Origin of the sequence: Brevundimonas guildfordensis (assembly GCF_014836405.1) — a bacterium.
GTDB lineage: Bacteria > Pseudomonadota > Alphaproteobacteria > Caulobacterales > Caulobacteraceae > Brevundimonas > Brevundimonas guildfordensis.
In genome coordinates this window covers 285,698-301,688 of sequence record NZ_JACSQU010000003.1, presented here as the reverse complement: position 1 = coordinate 301,688, position 15,991 = coordinate 285,698, and the positions used below count along the sequence as shown (strand labels likewise).

Here is a 15,991-nt window from a genome sequence, read left to right as displayed (position 1 = left end):
TCGTCAGTCGACCCAGTCCTTCTTCAGCGTCCGAGAGGCGCAGATGAACAGGGCCGAGGACAGCAGATAGAAGCCCATGCCCGTGTAGATCGCCCAACGCAGGCTCTCCTCGCCGAAGGCCGGGCGCAGCAGGTCGCTCATCCAGCCGAAATAATAGATGCCGACGGCGATCCCCAGCAGGTTGTTGATCAGCAGGAACAGGGCTGAGGCCGTGGTCCGCATGGTCGGCCCGCCCAGATGCTGCACCGCCGCCGTGATCGGCCCCAGCCACACCAGGTTCAGCCCCGTGGGGATCAGGAAGATCGCGAAGGCCAGGGCCAGGGAGGCGAAGCCGTTGGGGTCCGAGCCCGGCATGACGGCGCCCACCACCGCGCCCGAGTTCATCGCCAGGATGAAACAAGGCACCGAGATCAGGAAGGCGATCGCCGGCGTCAGCGGATAGGCCGACTTGGACTTCTTGCCCAGGCGGTCGGCCATCGACCCGCCCAGCCAGATGCCCGCCACCCCGCCGACCAGGACAATGGCTGAATAGTACCAGGCGGTCTGAGACAGGCTCAGGCCGAAGCTGCGCATGAAGAAGCTGGGCAGCCAGGCGGCGACGCCGTAGCCGCACACCGAAGACGCGGCCGCCCCGAACGACAGCAGCCAGAAGCTGGGCTTGGGCGCCAGGGTGCGCACCACCTGCATGAAGGGCGGCGCCTTGGGCGCCTCGACCGGCGCCGCGACAGGCGCCGACGGCTCCATATCCAGGCCGCCGCGCTTGGGGTCCTTGACCGTCAGGCGCAGCACCGGCGCCACCAGCACGCCCAGAACGCCCACCACGATGAAGGCGGTGCGCCAGCCGTAGGTCGCCGCCAGCAGGCCGCCCACGAGCGTGCCCGCCGCCATGCCCAGCGGAATGCCGAAGGCGTAGGCCGCCAAGGCCCGCGCCCGCTGCGACTTGGGGAAATAGTCGGAGATCAGCGAATAGGCTGGGGCCACCCCGCCCGCCTCGCCGATGCCCACGCCCATCCGGCACAGGAACAGCGAACCGAACCCGCCCGCCACGCCGCACAGGGCAGTGAAGCCCGACCAGATGGTCAGGGCGCCGGTCATGATCCAGACGCGGCTGAAGCGGTCCGCCAGCCAGGCGATGGGGATGGCCAGGGTCGAGTACAGCAGGGCGAAAGCCAGGCCGCCCAACAGGCCGAACTGAGTGTCGCTGAGGTTGAACTCCGCCTTCAGCGGCGCGGCCAGGATGCCGATGATCTGCCGGTCCAGGAAGTTCAGCATATAGATGAGGATCAGGATCCCCAGCACATAGTAGCGATAGCCCGGCGAAGCGGCGCGGGCGTCGACCGCCGCTGCTTCGGCCTTGGCGGCCCCGATCTCACTCATGGACGTTCCCCGACTGGTTTCTGTCCAGCGACGGTAACGGCCTGGCCGCTCCGCGCCATGAAAAAAAGAAGGGCGGCGGCTCCGACGAACCGCCGCCCGCGATCAAATGATCAGGCGTTCAGGAGAAAGGTCCCGATCAGAACTTGTACTGCAGCGACGCCGTAACAGTGCGCGGCGGACCGTAGTAGCCGATCAGGGAGTCGTTGTAGGCCGCGCCCGCGAAGTTGTAGGCGCCGACGCGGTATTCCTCATCGGTCAGGTTCTTGCCGTACAGGCCGACGGTCCACTTGTTGCTGGGATCCGTCCACACGACCGACAGGTCCACCAGGGCGAAGGCCTCCTGGTCCAGCACCGGGTTGGGGAACTCGAACTGGCTGTAGTCGTCGCGGTAGCTGACCGAAGGCGTCACCGCCAGCGAGCCGCCGGCCACTTCGCCGAGCCACGTCAGGCCGAAGTAGCCCGTCCACTTGGGCGCATTCTGCAGCACGACCAGGTCGGAGATGTCCTCGTACTGCTGGGTGGTCAGGTTGTAGCGCAGGAACTGCTCGAACTTGGAGTCCAGGTAACCGACCGCGAAGTTGGCCGTCAGGCTGTCGGTCAGGATCAGCGAGCCTTCGACTTCAGCCCCGTAGAACTTGGACGAGCCGACGTTGTCGACGAAGCTGGCGATGCCGCCCACGGCCGGAACCTGGGTGGTGACCTGCTGGTCCTGGTACTCGTTGTAGAACAGCGCCGAGGCGAAGCTCAGGCGACGGTCGAAGGCCGAACCCTTCAGGCCGATTTCATACGAGTCGACCGTTTCCGGCTGATAGCCGTTGACCGTGTTCGGCGTCAGGATCGCGTCGCCGCGCATGTCGAAGCCCCCCGACTTATAGCCCTTGGAGTAGGAGGCGTAGCCGGTGATGCGGTCCGAGAAGTCGTACGACAGCGAGGCCTTGGGCGTGAACTGGTCGAAGCTGTTCGAGCGCGTGTAATCGGTGCGCAGCAGGATCGGGGCGCGCGCCGTGCCGCCCAGCAGCGGGCTGCGGGTCGCGCCCAGATAGTTGGCGCGGAAGACGTGGCCGGTCTTGTCGTCGACGGTATAGCGGGCGCCCAGGCCCAGGTGCAGACGATCGGTCAGGTCCAGGTTGATGTCGGTGAACAGCGCGATGCTGGTCGTCTTCACGTAACCGGCCGTGCCGATGACGATGCCGAAGTTCTGAGCGATGGTGTCGAAGGCGCCCGAGGCGGTGCCGTCCAGGTAGAAGATGCCCGCCACGCCCTGAATCCGGTCGGTGCTGAACAGCGCCTGGAATTCCTGGGTGAACTGGTGGTCGCCGTAGATGGCCGGCACGTCCAGCGTCGGCGCCGGCGTGTTGTCGAAGTCGATCAGGGTGTCGGTGTCGCCCGAGCGGTAGGCGGTGATCGACTTGACCGTCCAGACGTCGTTGAGGTCGACCTGCGCGGTCAGCGAGACGCCTTCGGTGGTGACCTTGTTGCGGTCGCCCAGGCCGGCGTAGGTGTCATAGACGCTGCCCGGAACGCCGGCGCCGGGGCCGACCCCGGCCTGTTCGCGGTGACCGTGACGCGGGTTCGAGCGGTCCTCAACGCGGTCATAGGCCAGGCGGAAGAAGGTGTTGTCGGTGGGCTGGAACTCGACGCTGACGCGGCCGGCCAGGACATCCTTGTCGTAGTGCTCGGCGCCCGTGTTCAGGTTCTCGCCGTAGCCGTCGCGGTTGTAGCTGGCGACGGCGCCGCCAATGCGCAGCTTGTCGGTCACCGGCATCGAGCCCTGGGCCAGCAGATCGATCTGGTTGTAGCTGCCGTAGGCGCCGCGCAGCGTCAGCTCCGGCGCGTCAGGGTCCAGACGGGACGTGACGTATTTGATGGCGCCGCCGACCGTGTTGCGGCCGTACAGCGACCCCTGCGGCCCGCGCAGGACCTCGATGCGCTCGATGTCGAAGATGTCCAGCACGGCGCCCTGCGGACGCGCCACATAGACGTCGTCGACATACAGGCCCACGCCGGGCTCGAAGCCCCACAGCGGGTCCTGCTGGCCGATGCCGCGAATGAAGGAGATCAGGGTCGAGTTGGATCCGCGCGCCACCTGGACGGTCGCGTTGGGCGTCTGCTGCTGCAGGGCGGTGATGTCCGAAGCGCCGGTCTGCTCCAGGCGTTCGGCGCTCATGGCCGACACCGACACCGGCACGTCCTTCAGCGCTTCATCACGACGGCGCGCGCTGACGATGATGTCGTCGACAGTCGAGGCTTGCGCCTCCATGGCAGGAGCCTGTTGCGCCTGAGCGGCGGAAGCCATTACGCCAAAAGCGGCGCCCGCCAGCAGGGCGGTTTTCACGAGTCTGTTCATTTCAATCCCAATCTTGTTTCCGGCCCGATCGACGCTTTTATTCAGCGTTCAATGATTTTCAGCATAGGTGACCGGGTTTCGGCCGGCTGTCAAACGGCCAAGCCTGATTTGCGTCACGGAAAGGCCCTCCCTGTGGCGCCGTTGCACTAACCCCCAAAGCGCGACTAGCTTCCGTCCATGACGAAGAGCGACCTGCCGCCGCCCCAGATTCCCCCCTCGCCCGCCGCCCCGGCGCGGCGCGGTCGGCCCAAGAAATCCAAGGCGTCCGCCGTCGGCGAGACCCGCGACGCCATCATGAATGCGGCCGAGGACCTGTTTTCGAAGCATGGCTTCTATGGCGTCACCATCCGCGAGGTGGCGCGCGAAGCCGGCGTGGATACCGCCCTGGTCCATTATTATTTCGGGGCCAAGAAGGAGCTGTTCGACGCCGTCTTCAACCGCCGCGCTGAGGTGTGGAATAATGAGCGGGTCGCCGCCGTCGACCGCTACGCCGAGGCGGCGGGCGACGCCATGACGCTGGAGGGGCTGCTGGAGGCCTTCCTGCGCCCCCCGTTCCAGTGGTCGCTGAAGGGCGGGCCTGGCTGGAAGCATTACGCCGCCCTGGTGGCCCAGACCAACGCCAACCCGGCCTTCGGCGGCGAGACCATGGCCCGCTATTTCGACCCGGCGATCCGCCGCCTGCTGGAACTGGTCAAGCGCATCCTGCCCGAGGCGGACGAGGCCGACCTGTACTGGGCCTACCACAACCTGTCCGGCGCCCTGACCCTGACGCTCGGCGAGACCGGGCGTCTGGATCGGCTGTCCGGCGGCCTGTGCCGGTCGGGGGATCTGGACAGCGCCTGCGACTATATGGTGCGCTTCGCCGCCGCCGGCTTCCGCGCCGTCTGCGGCCCGGCGCAGCGCTGACCGCCGGCCGGCCGCCTTCGCTCGCGAAAGCACGGCCTGCGTCAGCGGCCCGGCTTGCCCCTCGCCTCGCGGGGACGTAAGTCGCAGCATCATGACCCAGATGACCGCGACCGCCCCGCTGATCTGCCCCTCCATCCTGGCCAGCGACTTCTCCAAGCTGGGCGAGGAGATCCGCGCCCTCGAGGCGGCCGGGGCCGACTGGATCCACGTCGACGTGATGGACGGCCATTTCGTGCCCAACCTGACCATCGGCCCGGACGTGGTGAAGGCCCTGCGGCCGCACACGACCCTGCCGTTCGACGTCCACCTGATGGTCGCGCCGGTCGATAACTGGCTGGAGGCCTACCGTGCGGCGGGCGCCGACCTCATGAGCGTCCACCCCGAAAGCGGGCCGCACGTCCACCGCACCTTGGGCCAGATCCGCCAGTTGGGCGCCAAGGCGGGCCTGGTGTTCAACCCCGCCACGCCGCTGAGCGTGCTGGAGGAGACCGTCGACCTGGTCGATCTGGTGCTGATCATGTCGGTCAATCCGGGCTTCGGCGGGCAGAAGTTCATCGAGTCTTCATTGCGGAAGATTGAGCGCGCCCGCGCCATCCTCGACCGCGCCGGATCGAAGGCGCACCTGCAGGTCGACGGCGGCGTCGTCGCCGCCAACGCCGGGGCCTGCGTCGCCGCCGGGGCCGACGCCCTGGTCGCCGGCTCCTTCGTCTTCAAGGGCGGGCCGGACGCCTATGCCGCCAACATTCAGGCCCTGAAGGCCGCCGCCGCGTGAGCCCTCTCGGCCCCTTCGCCCCGCGCGACAGCGACGTCCCCCTGGCCGAGGGTCACATTCCCGGCCTGAAGGGCGCGCCGATGCGCACCCCCATGCGCCCGGCCTCGGGCGCGCGCCCGGACCCGCGCCTGTGGGCCTCGGTCGCCAAGGCGCTGGCGGCGCGACAGGCCTGGATCGAGCTGTACGGACTGCCCGGCTACGGCCTGACCCTGGGCGGCCCCACCGCCGACGGGTTCGCCGTCAGTCCGCGCGATTTCCGTCCCCTCTCGGAAGAGGCCCCGCGCCCGCTTCTGTCAGGCAAGCTGACGCTGGCCGGTCTCAGCCTCGACGCTGGCGCGCCGGTCGAGCTGTGGAACAGCCCCACCCCCAGCCGCGCCTTCGCCGTCGAACTGCACAGTTTCAACTGGCTGCCCGCCATGATGGCCCAGGGCGAGCGCGGCGTGCGCGAGACCCTGTCCCTGACCCTGGCCTGGCAGGACGTCTTCAGCCGCTGGTCGCCGTTCTCCTGGGACCCCGACATCCTGGCCCGCCGGGTCTATCATCTGGCTTGCGCTGGACGGCGTCTGGCGGGCGCCGCGACCGAGATCGAACGACTGCGGCTGACGGACATCCTGGCCCGTCAGGCGCGGCAGCTGCTGCGCCCGCCCGGCGGCGTCATGGGCCGGGCCGAGCGCCTGACCGCCGCCGCCATCGCCGGCTGCGCCCTGACCGGAAAAACCGGCGCCGCCATCCGCAACAAGGCCCTGAAACGCCTGCCCTCCGCCCTGGCCGCCACGGTCGCGCCCGACGGCGCCCACGCCTCGCGCGCGCCGGAAAAGGGGCTGGAGCTGCTGCTCGACCTGCTGACGCTGGACGACGCCTTGGCCCAGCTGTCGGAAGTGACGCCCGAGGCGGTCGCCGAGGCCATCTCACGCCTGACCCTGGCCCTGCGCCTTCAGACCTTGCCCGACCGGCGTCTGGCCGTGTTCCAGGGCGGCGGCCCTTCGACGGCGGAGCGCATCGCCGCCGCCCGCGCCCATGACGACGCCCCCGCCGCCCCGCCCAGCGGCGCCGTGGGCGGCCTGCTGCGCGTTTCCAGTCCGCTGCTGACGGTCATGGTCGATGTCGAGGCGCCGGCCCTCAACGCCTGGTCGGCGGCCGCCTGCAGCCAGCCCGCTGCGCTCGAAGTCGTTTGCGGCCGCGACCGCCTGTTCACCTCGGCCGGCTGGACGCCGCGCGCCATGGACCGCCAGGCCCTGCGCCTTGCGCACGGCGCTTCGACCCTGACGCTGGGCGAACAACCAATGAGCGAGCCCTTGGGGGGCTGGAAGGGCGAGCTTCTGGGCCCGCGCCTCGTCGGCCCGGCCCTGCATGTCACCCGCCAGCACCAGGAGGGCGACGGCGCCGTCTGGCTGGAGGTCGAGCACGACGGCTGGATGCCGCTGTACGGCCTGATGCACCAGCGCCGCCTGTATATCGACCAGCGGCTGGACGAACTGCGCGCCGAGGAGCGGCTGCATCCGCCTGCAGACCGCCCCGAGGCGGCCCGCGCCATCGCCGCGCCCTACGCCCTGCGCTTCCAGCTGGAGCCGGGCGTGCAGGCCTCGCTGGCCCGCGACCGCCGCTCCATCCTGCTGCGCGGCCCGTCCGGTCGCGGCTGGTGGTTCCGCAGCGACGGCCCCGACGTGGCCATCGAGCCCGCCGTCCACATCGATGACGGCCTGACCCGCCGCTCCTTGCAGATCGTCGTGCGCGGCTCGGCCCGCACCGACGCCGAGACCAAGGTCCGCTGGAAGCTGAGCCCCGCCGGCGCGAGCGGCGATCCGGACTAAGGGCCGTCGAGGCGGCGGAGGAAGGCGCTGACGCTTCCCTCCCCTTCTCCGTCATCCTCGGGCTTGACCCGAGGATCAGGCGCCTGTCCGAACAGGCTGGGATAAAGGTCCCGCCACCCCGGGTTGGTCTTCTCGACCAGTTCCAGCTTCCATGTTCTGTTCCAGCGCTTGAGCGCCTTCTCTCGCCGGATCGCCTCTGTGACGAAGCCGTGCATTTCGTACCAGACCAGCGTCTTGCAACCGTAGCGCTCAGCGAAGCCTTCGATGCGGTCCTCACGATGCTGACGAGTACGCTCGTACAGGTTCGACGTCATGCCGACGTAAAGGACGCCGAGCGGGCGGCTGGCCAGAATATAGGTCGCGATGCAGGGGCGGCGCTGGCTCATGTACCGTCGAGTGACAGACAACTCGATCCTCGGGTCAAGCCCGAGGATGACGGCGTGTGTAGGTCGAAGGGCTGACGCCGCGTCCCGTTGGTGCTAGAGGCCCCGCCATCTCCCCGCCCCAGCTGTAAACGGACGCCGCCCATGCCCGCCGCTCCCGACTTTCCGCCCGCCCCCGACGCGATCAAGCCCGTCCGCGCCCTGATCTCCCTGTCGGACAAGGCGGGGCTGGAAGACGCCGCGCGCACCCTGGCGGGCCTCGGCGTCGAACTGGTCTCGACCGGCGGCACCAAGGCGGCGATCGCGGGCTTCGGCCTGCCGGTCAAGGACGTCGCCGACCTGACCGGCTTCCCGGAAATGATGGACGGCCGGGTCAAGACCCTGCACCCCGTCGTGCACGGCGGCCTGCTGGGCGTGCGCAACGCCCCGGCCCACGCCGCCGCCATGACCGAGCACAATATCGGCGCCATCGATATCGTCTGGATCGACCTCTATCCGTTCGAGAAGACCGTCGAGGACGGCGGCGGATTCGAGGCGGCCATCGAGAACATCGACATCGGCGGCCCGGCCATGATCCGTTCGGGCAGCAAGAACCACGGCCACGTCGCCGTCGCCGTCGACGCCGAGAGCATCAACCTGATCGTCGACGCCCTGAAGGCCGACGGTTCGACCACCCTGGCGCTGCGCAAGCAGCTGGCCGCCCGCGCCTTCGCCCGCACCGCCGCCTATGACGCCGCCGTGTCCGGCTGGTTCGCCGGCCAGCTGAACGACGCCGCCCCGGCGCGCAAGTCGATCGCCGGTTCGCTGGCGCAGACCCTGCGCTATGGCGAGAACCCGCACCAGACCGGCGCCTTCTACCGCACCGGCGAGCGTCGTCCGGGCGTGGCCTACGCTGAACAGGTCCAGGGCAAGGAGCTGGGCTACAACAACATCGCCGACGCCGACGCCGCCTATGAGCTGGTCGCCGAGTTCGAGGCCCCGGCCTGCGTCATCGTCAAGCACGCCAACCCCTGCGGCGTGGCCGTCGGCCACACCTTGTCCGAAGCTTACGCCCGCGCGCTGGAATGCGACGCGGTGTCGGCCTTCGGCGGCGTCATCGCCGTCAACCGCCCGTTGACCGGCGAGGACGCCCGCGCCATCACCGGCATCTTCACCGAGGTGGTCATCGCCCCCGGCGCCGACGAAGAGGCCAAGGCCGTCTTCGCCGCCAAGAAGAACCTGCGCCTGCTGATCACCGACGGCCTGCCCGATCCGCACGGCGCGGGCGAGGTGTTCCGCTCGGTCGCGGGCGGCTTCCTGGTGCAGTCGCGCGACCGCTCGCTGATCAAGCCGGAAGACCTGAAGATCGTCACGCGCCGCCAGCCGACGCCGACCGAGATCCAGGACATGCTGTTCGCCTTCACCGTGGCCAAGCACGTCAAGTCCAACGCCATCGTCTACGCCAAGGACGGCCAGACGGCGGGCATCGGCGCCGGCCAGATGAACCGCCGCGACAGCGCCCGCATCGCCGCCATCCGCGCCAAGGAAGCGGGCGAGGCCAAGGGCCTGGCCCACTCGCTGGCCGAGGGTTCGGCCTGCGCTTCGGAAGCCTTCTTCCCCTTCGCCGACGGCCTGCTGGAAGCCGTCGCGGCCGGGGCCACGGCGGTGATTCAGCCGGGCGGCTCGATCCGCGACGAGGAAGTCATCGCCGCTGCCGACGAACGCGGCATCGCCATGGCCTTCACCGGCGTGCGCGTGTTCCGGCACTAGGTCTTTAAGGGCGCTATCGCTCGCGACGCGGTCGCTCGCTGCTTGAGCGCTGCTTTGTTGCGCTAACGCAAGCCGCGCGGCGGCTCACTGCGTGAGCGCAAACGAAAAGGGCGCTGCCGGTCATCGGCAGCGCCCTTTATCTTTGATCGGGACTGGGTCGGGCCTCAGTCCTCGATCACATCGTTCGAGCCGACGCCGCCCAGGCGCCAGTAGCCGGCGACCTTCATCCATTTCGTGTTGAACGGCCGGGCGGCCAGCAACGCCGCGCGCATCGCGCGGGCCACCGAGGATTCGCAGGCGACCCAGACATAGGCGTCGGCCGGGTCGATCCGCTGCGCCGCCGCGATCGCCGCAGCCGTCAGGGCTTCCGCCCGCCCACGCGGTCCGCCCTTGCGGTGCACCCAGACGATCTCGACGTCCGCCGGACTGGGCAGGTCCAGTTCGCCGGCGGCATCGTTGACCTCGATACAGGCTATCGCGCGCGCGCCTTTCGGCAGTTCCTCCAAACGGCGGGCGATGGCGGGGATGGCGGTCTCGTCGCCGACCAGCAGGTGCTCGGCGAAGCTGGTCGGGATCAGGAAGGACCCGCGCGGGCCGCCCAGACCCAGTTCGTCTCCGGGCTGCGCGTCCTCGGCCCAGGCGGTGGCCGGACCGCCGTGGCCGACAGCGAAGTCGATGGTCAGCCGACGATTGGCGGCGTCGAACAGGCGCGGGGTGTAGTCGCGCGCCACCGGCCGGGGGTCCGGGAACACCGGCCCGTCGGGCCCCAGCGTCGGCAGCACCAGCGGCTCGCCGCGCGGCACGGGGAAGATCTTCACATGGTCGTCGAAGCCGGGGCTGAAGAAGCCCTCCAGCTCGTCGCCCGTCAACACGACGCGCTTCAGGACCGGGGTCAGCTGCTCCACCGCCTCGACGCGGGCGTGGCGGAATTTCAGCTCATGCCGCACGCGGCGCGGTTGTCTCAACAGAGCGTTGCTCATGCCTGTCTCACCTTTTCGGCTGCGGCTTCGATCATATCAGCAAGAGCCTCGACCTGGGCTTCGCTGAGCGGCGGCTCCTGGGTCAGGCGATCATGCGTCGCCGCGCGGAATGCCTCGATGGCCTGGGCGATGCGCGCCGGCCGGTCGGCGCGGCCGCCCAAGGCCTTCATCTTGCGCTCGGCGTGGGCCAGGGCCTCGGCGTTTTCAACCAGCAGGCGACGGCCTTCGTCGGTGACGGCATAGCGCTTCTTGCCGCCGTCGGCGACGGCGTTCACGGCGCCCATGTCTTCCAGCAGCGCGAGACTGGGATAGATGACGCCGGGGCTGGGGGCATAGGCGCCGCCCACTCTCGCCTCGATGGCCTTGATCAGTTCATAACCGTGGCTGGGCTTGTCCGCGATCAGCGACAGCAGCACCCAACGCAGGGCGCCGTGTTCGAACATGCGGCCGCCGCCGCGTCGTCCGTGACCCTCGCCGCGCATCCGGCTCTCGCCCGTACGCCGGACTTCAGGGCGCATCGTCCGGCCGTAGCCGCCGCAACCCAAGCCGCGATCAGGTCCGTGCTGCCCGCCATGGCCCATGCCGTGGCCGCGCCTTCCGATCCCCTTGGATCCTCTCATCTCTTCTTTTCTCGCGATTAGATATATCGAACTGGCAAACAGATATATCTGAATGAGCGACGCGCAAGACCCCTTCCCTGAAAAGAACGGCGCCCTAGATTGCAGGGATGGACACCATCGCCGCCCGCTGGGCTCGGTTGCAGCCGCATGTGCAGATTGTCGGGCCTGACGACGACCGCCCGCGCCCGACCGTGCTGCTGTTCCACGGTTGCGGCGGTCTGCGCAGCCATCTGCCGCGCTATGCCGAGGCGGCGAAAGCGGCCGGTTGGCGCGCCGCCATCGTCGATTCCTATGGTCCGCGCGGTTGGGGCCGGACGTTGACGCTGACCACGGTCTGCACCGGCGTGATGTTCCGGGGCTATGAGCGGGCCGGCGATGTCCTGGCCGCCATCCACGGCCTGTCGCAGCGGCCGGACGTGGACGCTTCCCAACTGGCGCTGGCGGGCTGGAGCCACGGCGGATGGGCCATCATGGAGATGATGAGCGAGACGCCCGCGCCGCGCCGCATGGGCGTCGCCGACCCGGGCTCCGTCGACCTGCCAAGCATCAAGGCTGTGTTTCTGGCCTATGCCTATATCGGTCCGTGGGCCTTCAACCGCATGAAGCCGTGGCGCCATCATCCGCGCGTCCTGGCGCTGACGGCGGGACGCGATCACCTGACCACGGTGCGCAACGCCGAACGGGTCAACGCCATGATCCGCGCGGGCGGGGCCGAGGTCGAAAGCTGGGTCGCCGACGGCACCCACGCCTTTGACGAACCGACCAATAACGGGCCGATGCGCCACCACCCCGACCTGACCGAGGACGCCCTGCGCCGTTTCGGAGCCTTCCTGCAGCAGACCGCAGCTTAGGTCAGCGAGGCTCGATCCTGACCTCAGCGCGGATCGAGTTGGCGATGTAGCAGCTGTCGTGGGCGCGATGGTGCAGGTCGGCGATGGCCGCCGCGTCCGGCGTCTTGTCGCCTGACCAGGTTACAGCGGGGCGCAGCGCCACCTCGGTGATCGACACCTTGCCGCGCTCGTCCTTGCCCAGCGTTCCCTCGGCGTCGTCGCGGTAGGAATCGACGATGAAGCCGTCCTTGCGGGCGTAGGCCAGGAAGAACAGCATGTGGCAGCTGGACAGGGCGGCGACCAAAGCTTCCTCGGGATCGACCGCCGTCTCGTCCGACAGGGGCGGCGGCCACATGGCCGAAGGCGCGGACGAACCGCGCACCACGGCCCCGCCGTCGAAGCGCCAGTCATGGCCGCGCCCGTATTGGTTGTCGCTGAACGGCTGATCGCCTCGGCGCCATTCGACCGTCGCCCGATGCACGCTCATGTCCGCTCCTCCTAAGCCTCGGCCAATTGGGTATAGGTCATGCGCGCCCGAGCCTGAAATCCCAGACCGCGATAGAAGGCGATGGTCGCCTCATGCTCGGCGAAGGCGTGCAGGAAGGCCGCCTCGCCCGAGGCCAGGATCTCGCCGACCACCGCGCGCGACAGAGCCGCCGCATAGCCTTGGCCGCGATGGTCCGGGTGGGTGCAGACCCCGCTCAGCTCGGTGAAACCGTCCACGCGCAGCCGCCGCCCCGCCATGGCGACCAGTTGGCCCTCGCGCTTGACGCCCACGAACGGGCCCAGCCTGCGCGTCTTCGAGCGGAAAGGACCGGGGCGCGTCAGAGTCGCCAGCGCCAGCATGGCCGGCGCGTCAGCCTCGTCCAGCTCCTCGATGACGCCGTCCAGCGCCGCCCCCGCCGAACCCGCCGGCGTCAGCGCCGTGGCCGTCATCTGCACCAGGCCGACCCGCGCGGCGATCACGGCGCCGTCGGGCAGGACATCGACCATCGGCCCGTCCTCGCGCTCGACCAGGCCTCCGCCGGGATGGCGCCGGTTCAGCTCGGTCAGCGCCCGTGGGCTGTCCGGCGTCGCGTCGGCCGCCGCCAGGAACACCCCGACCTCAGGGTCGATGCGCACAGCGGCCGCTCCGGAATCCGGCGTGGCGAAAGGCGACAGGCGCGTGGTCAGGGCGTTGAACACCGCCCGATCAAGAGGATGGCTCATGCCTCGACGCTCTAGGCGCGAAGACGCGGCGACGGAAGCGAGACTCGCAACGCCGCGTCCGAAACCCGCCGCTCAGCCCACAAGGCTCAGCCCAAAAGCCTCAGCCCTGCCAGAAGCCGACGATCTTCTTGACCTCGGCGATGGTCGGCTCGGCGATCTCGCGCGCCTTTTCGGCGCCGGCGGCCAGGGCGCGGTCGATCTCGGCCGGGTCGTTCATCAGGCGGCGCATCTCGGCGGTGACATTGGCCATCGACGACACGGCCAGCTCGGCCAGCTTCGGCTTGAAGGCGCCGAAGCCCTGCCCCGCGAACTCCGCCAGAACGGCTTCGCGCGTGGTGTCGGCCAGGGCGGCGTAGATGGCCACCAGGTTCTTGGCCTCGGGCCGGCCTTCCAGACCCTCGACCGTTTCCGGCAGCGGCTCCATGTCGGTCTTGGCCTTGCGGATCTTGTTGGCGATGGCGTCGGCGTCGTCGGTCAGGTTGATGCGCGACAGGTCCGACGGATCGGACTTGGACATCTTGGCCGCGCCGTCGCGCAGGGACATCACCCGCGTCGCCGGGCCCTGGATCAGCGGCTCGGGCAAGGGGAAGTAGCCGGGCGCGTTGAAGTCGTTGTTGAACTTCTGAGCGATGTCGCGGGTCAGCTCCAGATGCTGCTTCTGGTCCTCGCCGACCGGCACCTCGGTCGCCTTGTAGAGCAGGATGTCCGCCGCCTGCAGCACCGGATAGGTGTAGAGGCCGACGCTGGAGCGTTCCTTGTGCTTGCCCGACTTCTCCTTGAACTGGGTCATCCGGTCCAGCCAGCCGAGGCGGCCGACGCAGTTGAAGATCCAGGCCAGTTCGGCATGAGCCGGCACCGCCGATTGCGGGAAGATGACGGCCTTGGCCGGGTCCAGGCCCGAGGCCAGGTAGGCCGCCGCGATCTCGCGCGTCTGGGCGGCCAGCTTCTCGGGCTCCTGCCAGACGGTGATGGCGTGCATGTCGGCGACGAAGACGAACAGGGGCGCGCCCGTGTCCTGCAGTTCGGTGAAGCGCTTCAGCGCGCCCAGATAGTTGCCCAGGTGCAGGGCGCCGGAGGCCTGGATGCCGGACAGGATGCGGCGCGGGCCGGTGTATTGGGCCGGGGTCTGGTCAGTCATGATAGCGGATCTCGGAAGTCGAAAGGCGAATGTCGGCGCACGGTTTCGCGTGCGAAAGGCGGGCGTGCGGAAGCCCGGGGCGGCGGATCAGCCGCGCCATCGTCCGTGAGCGAGAAATCGTCCCGAAAGCGCCATACCCTCGCGCTTATCGGTTCGGGTCGCGAAGGGCAAGCTCACCGCGCCCGCCGCACCAGTCCCTTGACCTCGGCCACGGTGACGGCGCGCGTCAGGAAGGCCAGAGCGACATAGGCCACGCCGCCCGCGGCCACGACCAGCAGCAGGGTGATCTCCTTGGCGCCGTGGCTCGAACCCGCCATCGCCAGCAGGTCCTGAACGGGCGTCTGCAGCATGGGCCGCGCCCAGGACGCCGCCCCGACCACCGCCGCCAGCCCTGCGCTGGCCAGGGCGATGCGGCCCAGCCGCCAGAGGGCGCGCGGGCTGGGTCGATAATGCTCGCGCCGCCACAGGGTCGCGCCCAGAAGCAGCACATTGGTCCAGGCCGAGGCGCTGACCGCCGCCGCGATGCCTGACACCCCCATGCCCAGATTGAACAGGCCGATGGCCAGCACCGCGTTCACCGCCACCGAGATCAGGGCGAAAACCATGGGCCGGCGCGTGTCGCCGCGCGCGAAGAAGGCGGGGGCCAGAATGCGGATCAGCACGAAAGCGGGCACGCCCCAGCCGAAATGCAGCAGGGCCTGGGCGGTGTTGACGGCGTCGACCTGCAGGAAGGCGCCGCGCGTGAACAGGGCGTCGATCAGGAAATAGGGCATGGCCATCAGGGCCGCCGCCGCCGGCAGGGTCAGGGCCATCGACAGGATCAGCGCCTCGTCCATCGAAGCCTGCTGCTGGGCATGATCCTTGGACGCCACCGCCGACGACAGCTTGGGCAGAAGAGCGATGCCGATGGCCACCCCGACCAGACCCAGGGGCAGCTGATACAGCCGGTCCGCCGTCGCCAGCCAGGTGCGGCCGCCGTCGACGAAGCTGGACAGGTTGCCGGAGATGAAGACGTTGATCTGGGTCGCGCTGTTGCCGATGGCGGCCGGGATGGCGGTGATGATGATGGCCTTCACCGCCGGGGTCATCTTCGGCAGGCTGAGGCGGATGTTCGCCCCCGCCTTGCGCGCCGCCCACCAGCACAGGCCCGCCTGCGCCACGCCCGCGACCAGCACGGCCCACGAGGCGGCGTAGGCGGCCTCGATCTGATCGCCCTTCACCGGGATGACGGCGGCCAGCATGATCAGGTTCAGCAGGATCGGATAGGCGCCCGAGACGATGAAGCGGCCGCGCGCGTTCAGCACCCCGCTGAGCAGGGCGGCGATGGCCATGCAGGGCAGATAGGGCATCGTGATCTGGGTCAGGATCACCGCCAGTTTGAAGCGCGCCGGATCATCCAGGAAGCCGATGTTGATGACGGTCATCAGCCACGGCATGGCCAACTGGGCGACCACGGTCAGGGCCACCGTGACGGCGGCTACGGCGGCCAGGGCGTCGGTCGCGACCTTGTCGGCCGCCGCCTCCCCTTCGCTCTTCAGCGTCTTGGCGTAGGCGGGCACGAAGGCGGCGGCGAAGGCGCCTTCTGCGAAGATGCGCCGGAAAAGATTGGGGAAGTTCAGCGCCGTGTAATAGGCGTCGGCCGCCGGTCCCGCCGAAGCGCCCAGCGCCGCCGTGATGACCAGATCGCGCGCGAACCCGGCCAGACGACTGAGCAGGGTCATGGCGCTGAAAATGGCCGAGGATCGCGCCACCCCGCCCTTGGGCTGGGCCGTCGCGGCGGAGGCGGGCGGCTGGACCACCGGCTCGACCGTGGCGTTCGCTGCTGAGATAGGCGCGGCCGGTTCGATGGGGTCAATCTTGTCGTTCACG

The 15,991-nt window shown here is 69.2% G+C and carries 14 protein-coding genes; 5 read left to right on the top strand and 9 right to left on the bottom strand.

All coding sequences use genetic code 11. The features are described from left to right. Nucleotides 1-3 precede the first annotated feature (3 nt). Complete coding sequence (locus tag H9656_RS12975; protein ID WP_191744673.1) at nt 4-1,377, bottom strand: spinster family MFS transporter; 1,374 nt, start codon at nt 1,375-1,377, stop codon at nt 4-6. Nucleotides 1,378-1,513: 136 nt separating this feature from the next. Continuing rightward, a complete protein-coding gene (locus H9656_RS12970) occupies nt 1,514-3,724 on the bottom strand; it encodes a TonB-dependent receptor (RefSeq protein WP_191744672.1) in 2,211 nt (736 codons plus the stop codon). 177 nt (nt 3,725-3,901) lie between these two features. Between H9656_RS12970 and H9656_RS12965 the strand changes: the two genes are divergently transcribed. The 3 genes from H9656_RS12965 (at nt 3,902) to H9656_RS12955 (ending at nt 7,213) form a co-directional block, all read left to right on the top strand. Further along, nucleotides 3,902-4,630, top strand: coding sequence for a TetR/AcrR family transcriptional regulator (locus tag H9656_RS12965; protein ID WP_191744671.1), 729 nt, complete (start codon nt 3,902-3,904; stop codon nt 4,628-4,630). Nucleotides 4,631-4,721: 91 nt separating this feature from the next. Beyond that, a complete protein-coding gene (rpe, locus tag H9656_RS12960) occupies nt 4,722-5,402 on the top strand; it encodes a ribulose-phosphate 3-epimerase (protein WP_191744670.1) in 681 nt (226 codons plus the stop codon). Then, nucleotides 5,399-7,213, top strand: coding sequence for a heparinase II/III family protein (locus H9656_RS12955; protein ID WP_191744669.1), 1,815 nt, complete (start codon nt 5,399-5,401; stop codon nt 7,211-7,213). Before rpe ends, H9656_RS12955 begins: the two co-directional genes overlap by 4 nt. On the opposite strand, the gene H9656_RS12950 is transcribed toward H9656_RS12955, so the two are convergent. Next, complete coding sequence (locus H9656_RS12950; RefSeq protein WP_191744668.1) at nt 7,210-7,599, bottom strand: GIY-YIG nuclease family protein; 390 nt, start codon at nt 7,597-7,599, stop codon at nt 7,210-7,212. The genes H9656_RS12955 and H9656_RS12950 overlap by 4 nt on opposite strands. A 141-nt stretch (nt 7,600-7,740) precedes the next feature. On the opposite strand from H9656_RS12950, the gene purH reads away from it, so the two are divergent. Next, a complete protein-coding gene (gene purH, locus H9656_RS12945) occupies nt 7,741-9,345 on the top strand; it encodes a bifunctional phosphoribosylaminoimidazolecarboxamide formyltransferase/IMP cyclohydrolase (RefSeq protein WP_191744667.1) in 1,605 nt (534 codons plus the stop codon). Between the two features lie 164 nt (nt 9,346-9,509). On the opposite strand, the gene H9656_RS12940 is transcribed toward purH, so the two are convergent. Next, nucleotides 9,510-10,325, bottom strand: a complete 816-nt coding sequence (locus H9656_RS12940; protein WP_191744666.1) for a siderophore-interacting protein — start codon at nt 10,323-10,325, stop codon at nt 9,510-9,512. After that, nucleotides 10,322-10,843 (bottom strand): PadR family transcriptional regulator, encoded by a 522-nt coding sequence (locus H9656_RS12935; protein ID WP_191744665.1) that lies wholly within the window; start codon nt 10,841-10,843, stop codon nt 10,322-10,324. The genes H9656_RS12940 and H9656_RS12935 overlap by 4 nt, the downstream gene beginning before the upstream one ends. A gap of 209 nt (nt 10,844-11,052) precedes the next feature. Between H9656_RS12935 and H9656_RS12930 the strand changes: the two genes are divergently transcribed. Further along, nucleotides 11,053-11,796, top strand: a complete 744-nt coding sequence (locus H9656_RS12930) for a dienelactone hydrolase family protein (RefSeq protein WP_191744664.1) — start codon at nt 11,053-11,055, stop codon at nt 11,794-11,796. 1 nt (nt 11,797) lies between these two features. Here the strand turns inward: H9656_RS12930 and H9656_RS12925 are convergent, their stop codons facing one another. The 4 genes from H9656_RS12925 to murJ form a co-directional block, all read right to left on the bottom strand. Further along, nucleotides 11,798-12,262: an OsmC family protein gene (locus H9656_RS12925; protein ID WP_191744663.1), complete on the bottom strand. Its 465-nt coding sequence runs from the start codon at nt 12,260-12,262 to the stop codon at nt 11,798-11,800. Nucleotides 12,263-12,273: 11 nt separating this feature from the next. After that, on the bottom strand, nt 12,274-12,984 hold the full coding sequence (locus tag H9656_RS12920) for a GNAT family N-acetyltransferase (protein ID WP_191744662.1): 711 nt from the start codon (nt 12,982-12,984) through the stop codon (nt 12,274-12,276). A gap of 100 nt (nt 12,985-13,084) precedes the next feature. Then, the gene (gene trpS, locus H9656_RS12915; RefSeq protein WP_191744661.1) at nt 13,085-14,122 is read right to left on the bottom strand and encodes a tryptophan--tRNA ligase; all 1,038 of its coding nucleotides are present in this window, start codon (nt 14,120-14,122) and stop codon (nt 13,085-13,087) included. A gap of 173 nt (nt 14,123-14,295) precedes the next feature. Then, a complete protein-coding gene (murJ, locus tag H9656_RS12910; RefSeq protein WP_191744660.1) occupies nt 14,296-15,990 on the bottom strand; it encodes a murein biosynthesis integral membrane protein MurJ in 1,695 nt (564 codons plus the stop codon). Between the last annotated feature and the right edge of the window lies 1 nt (nt 15,991).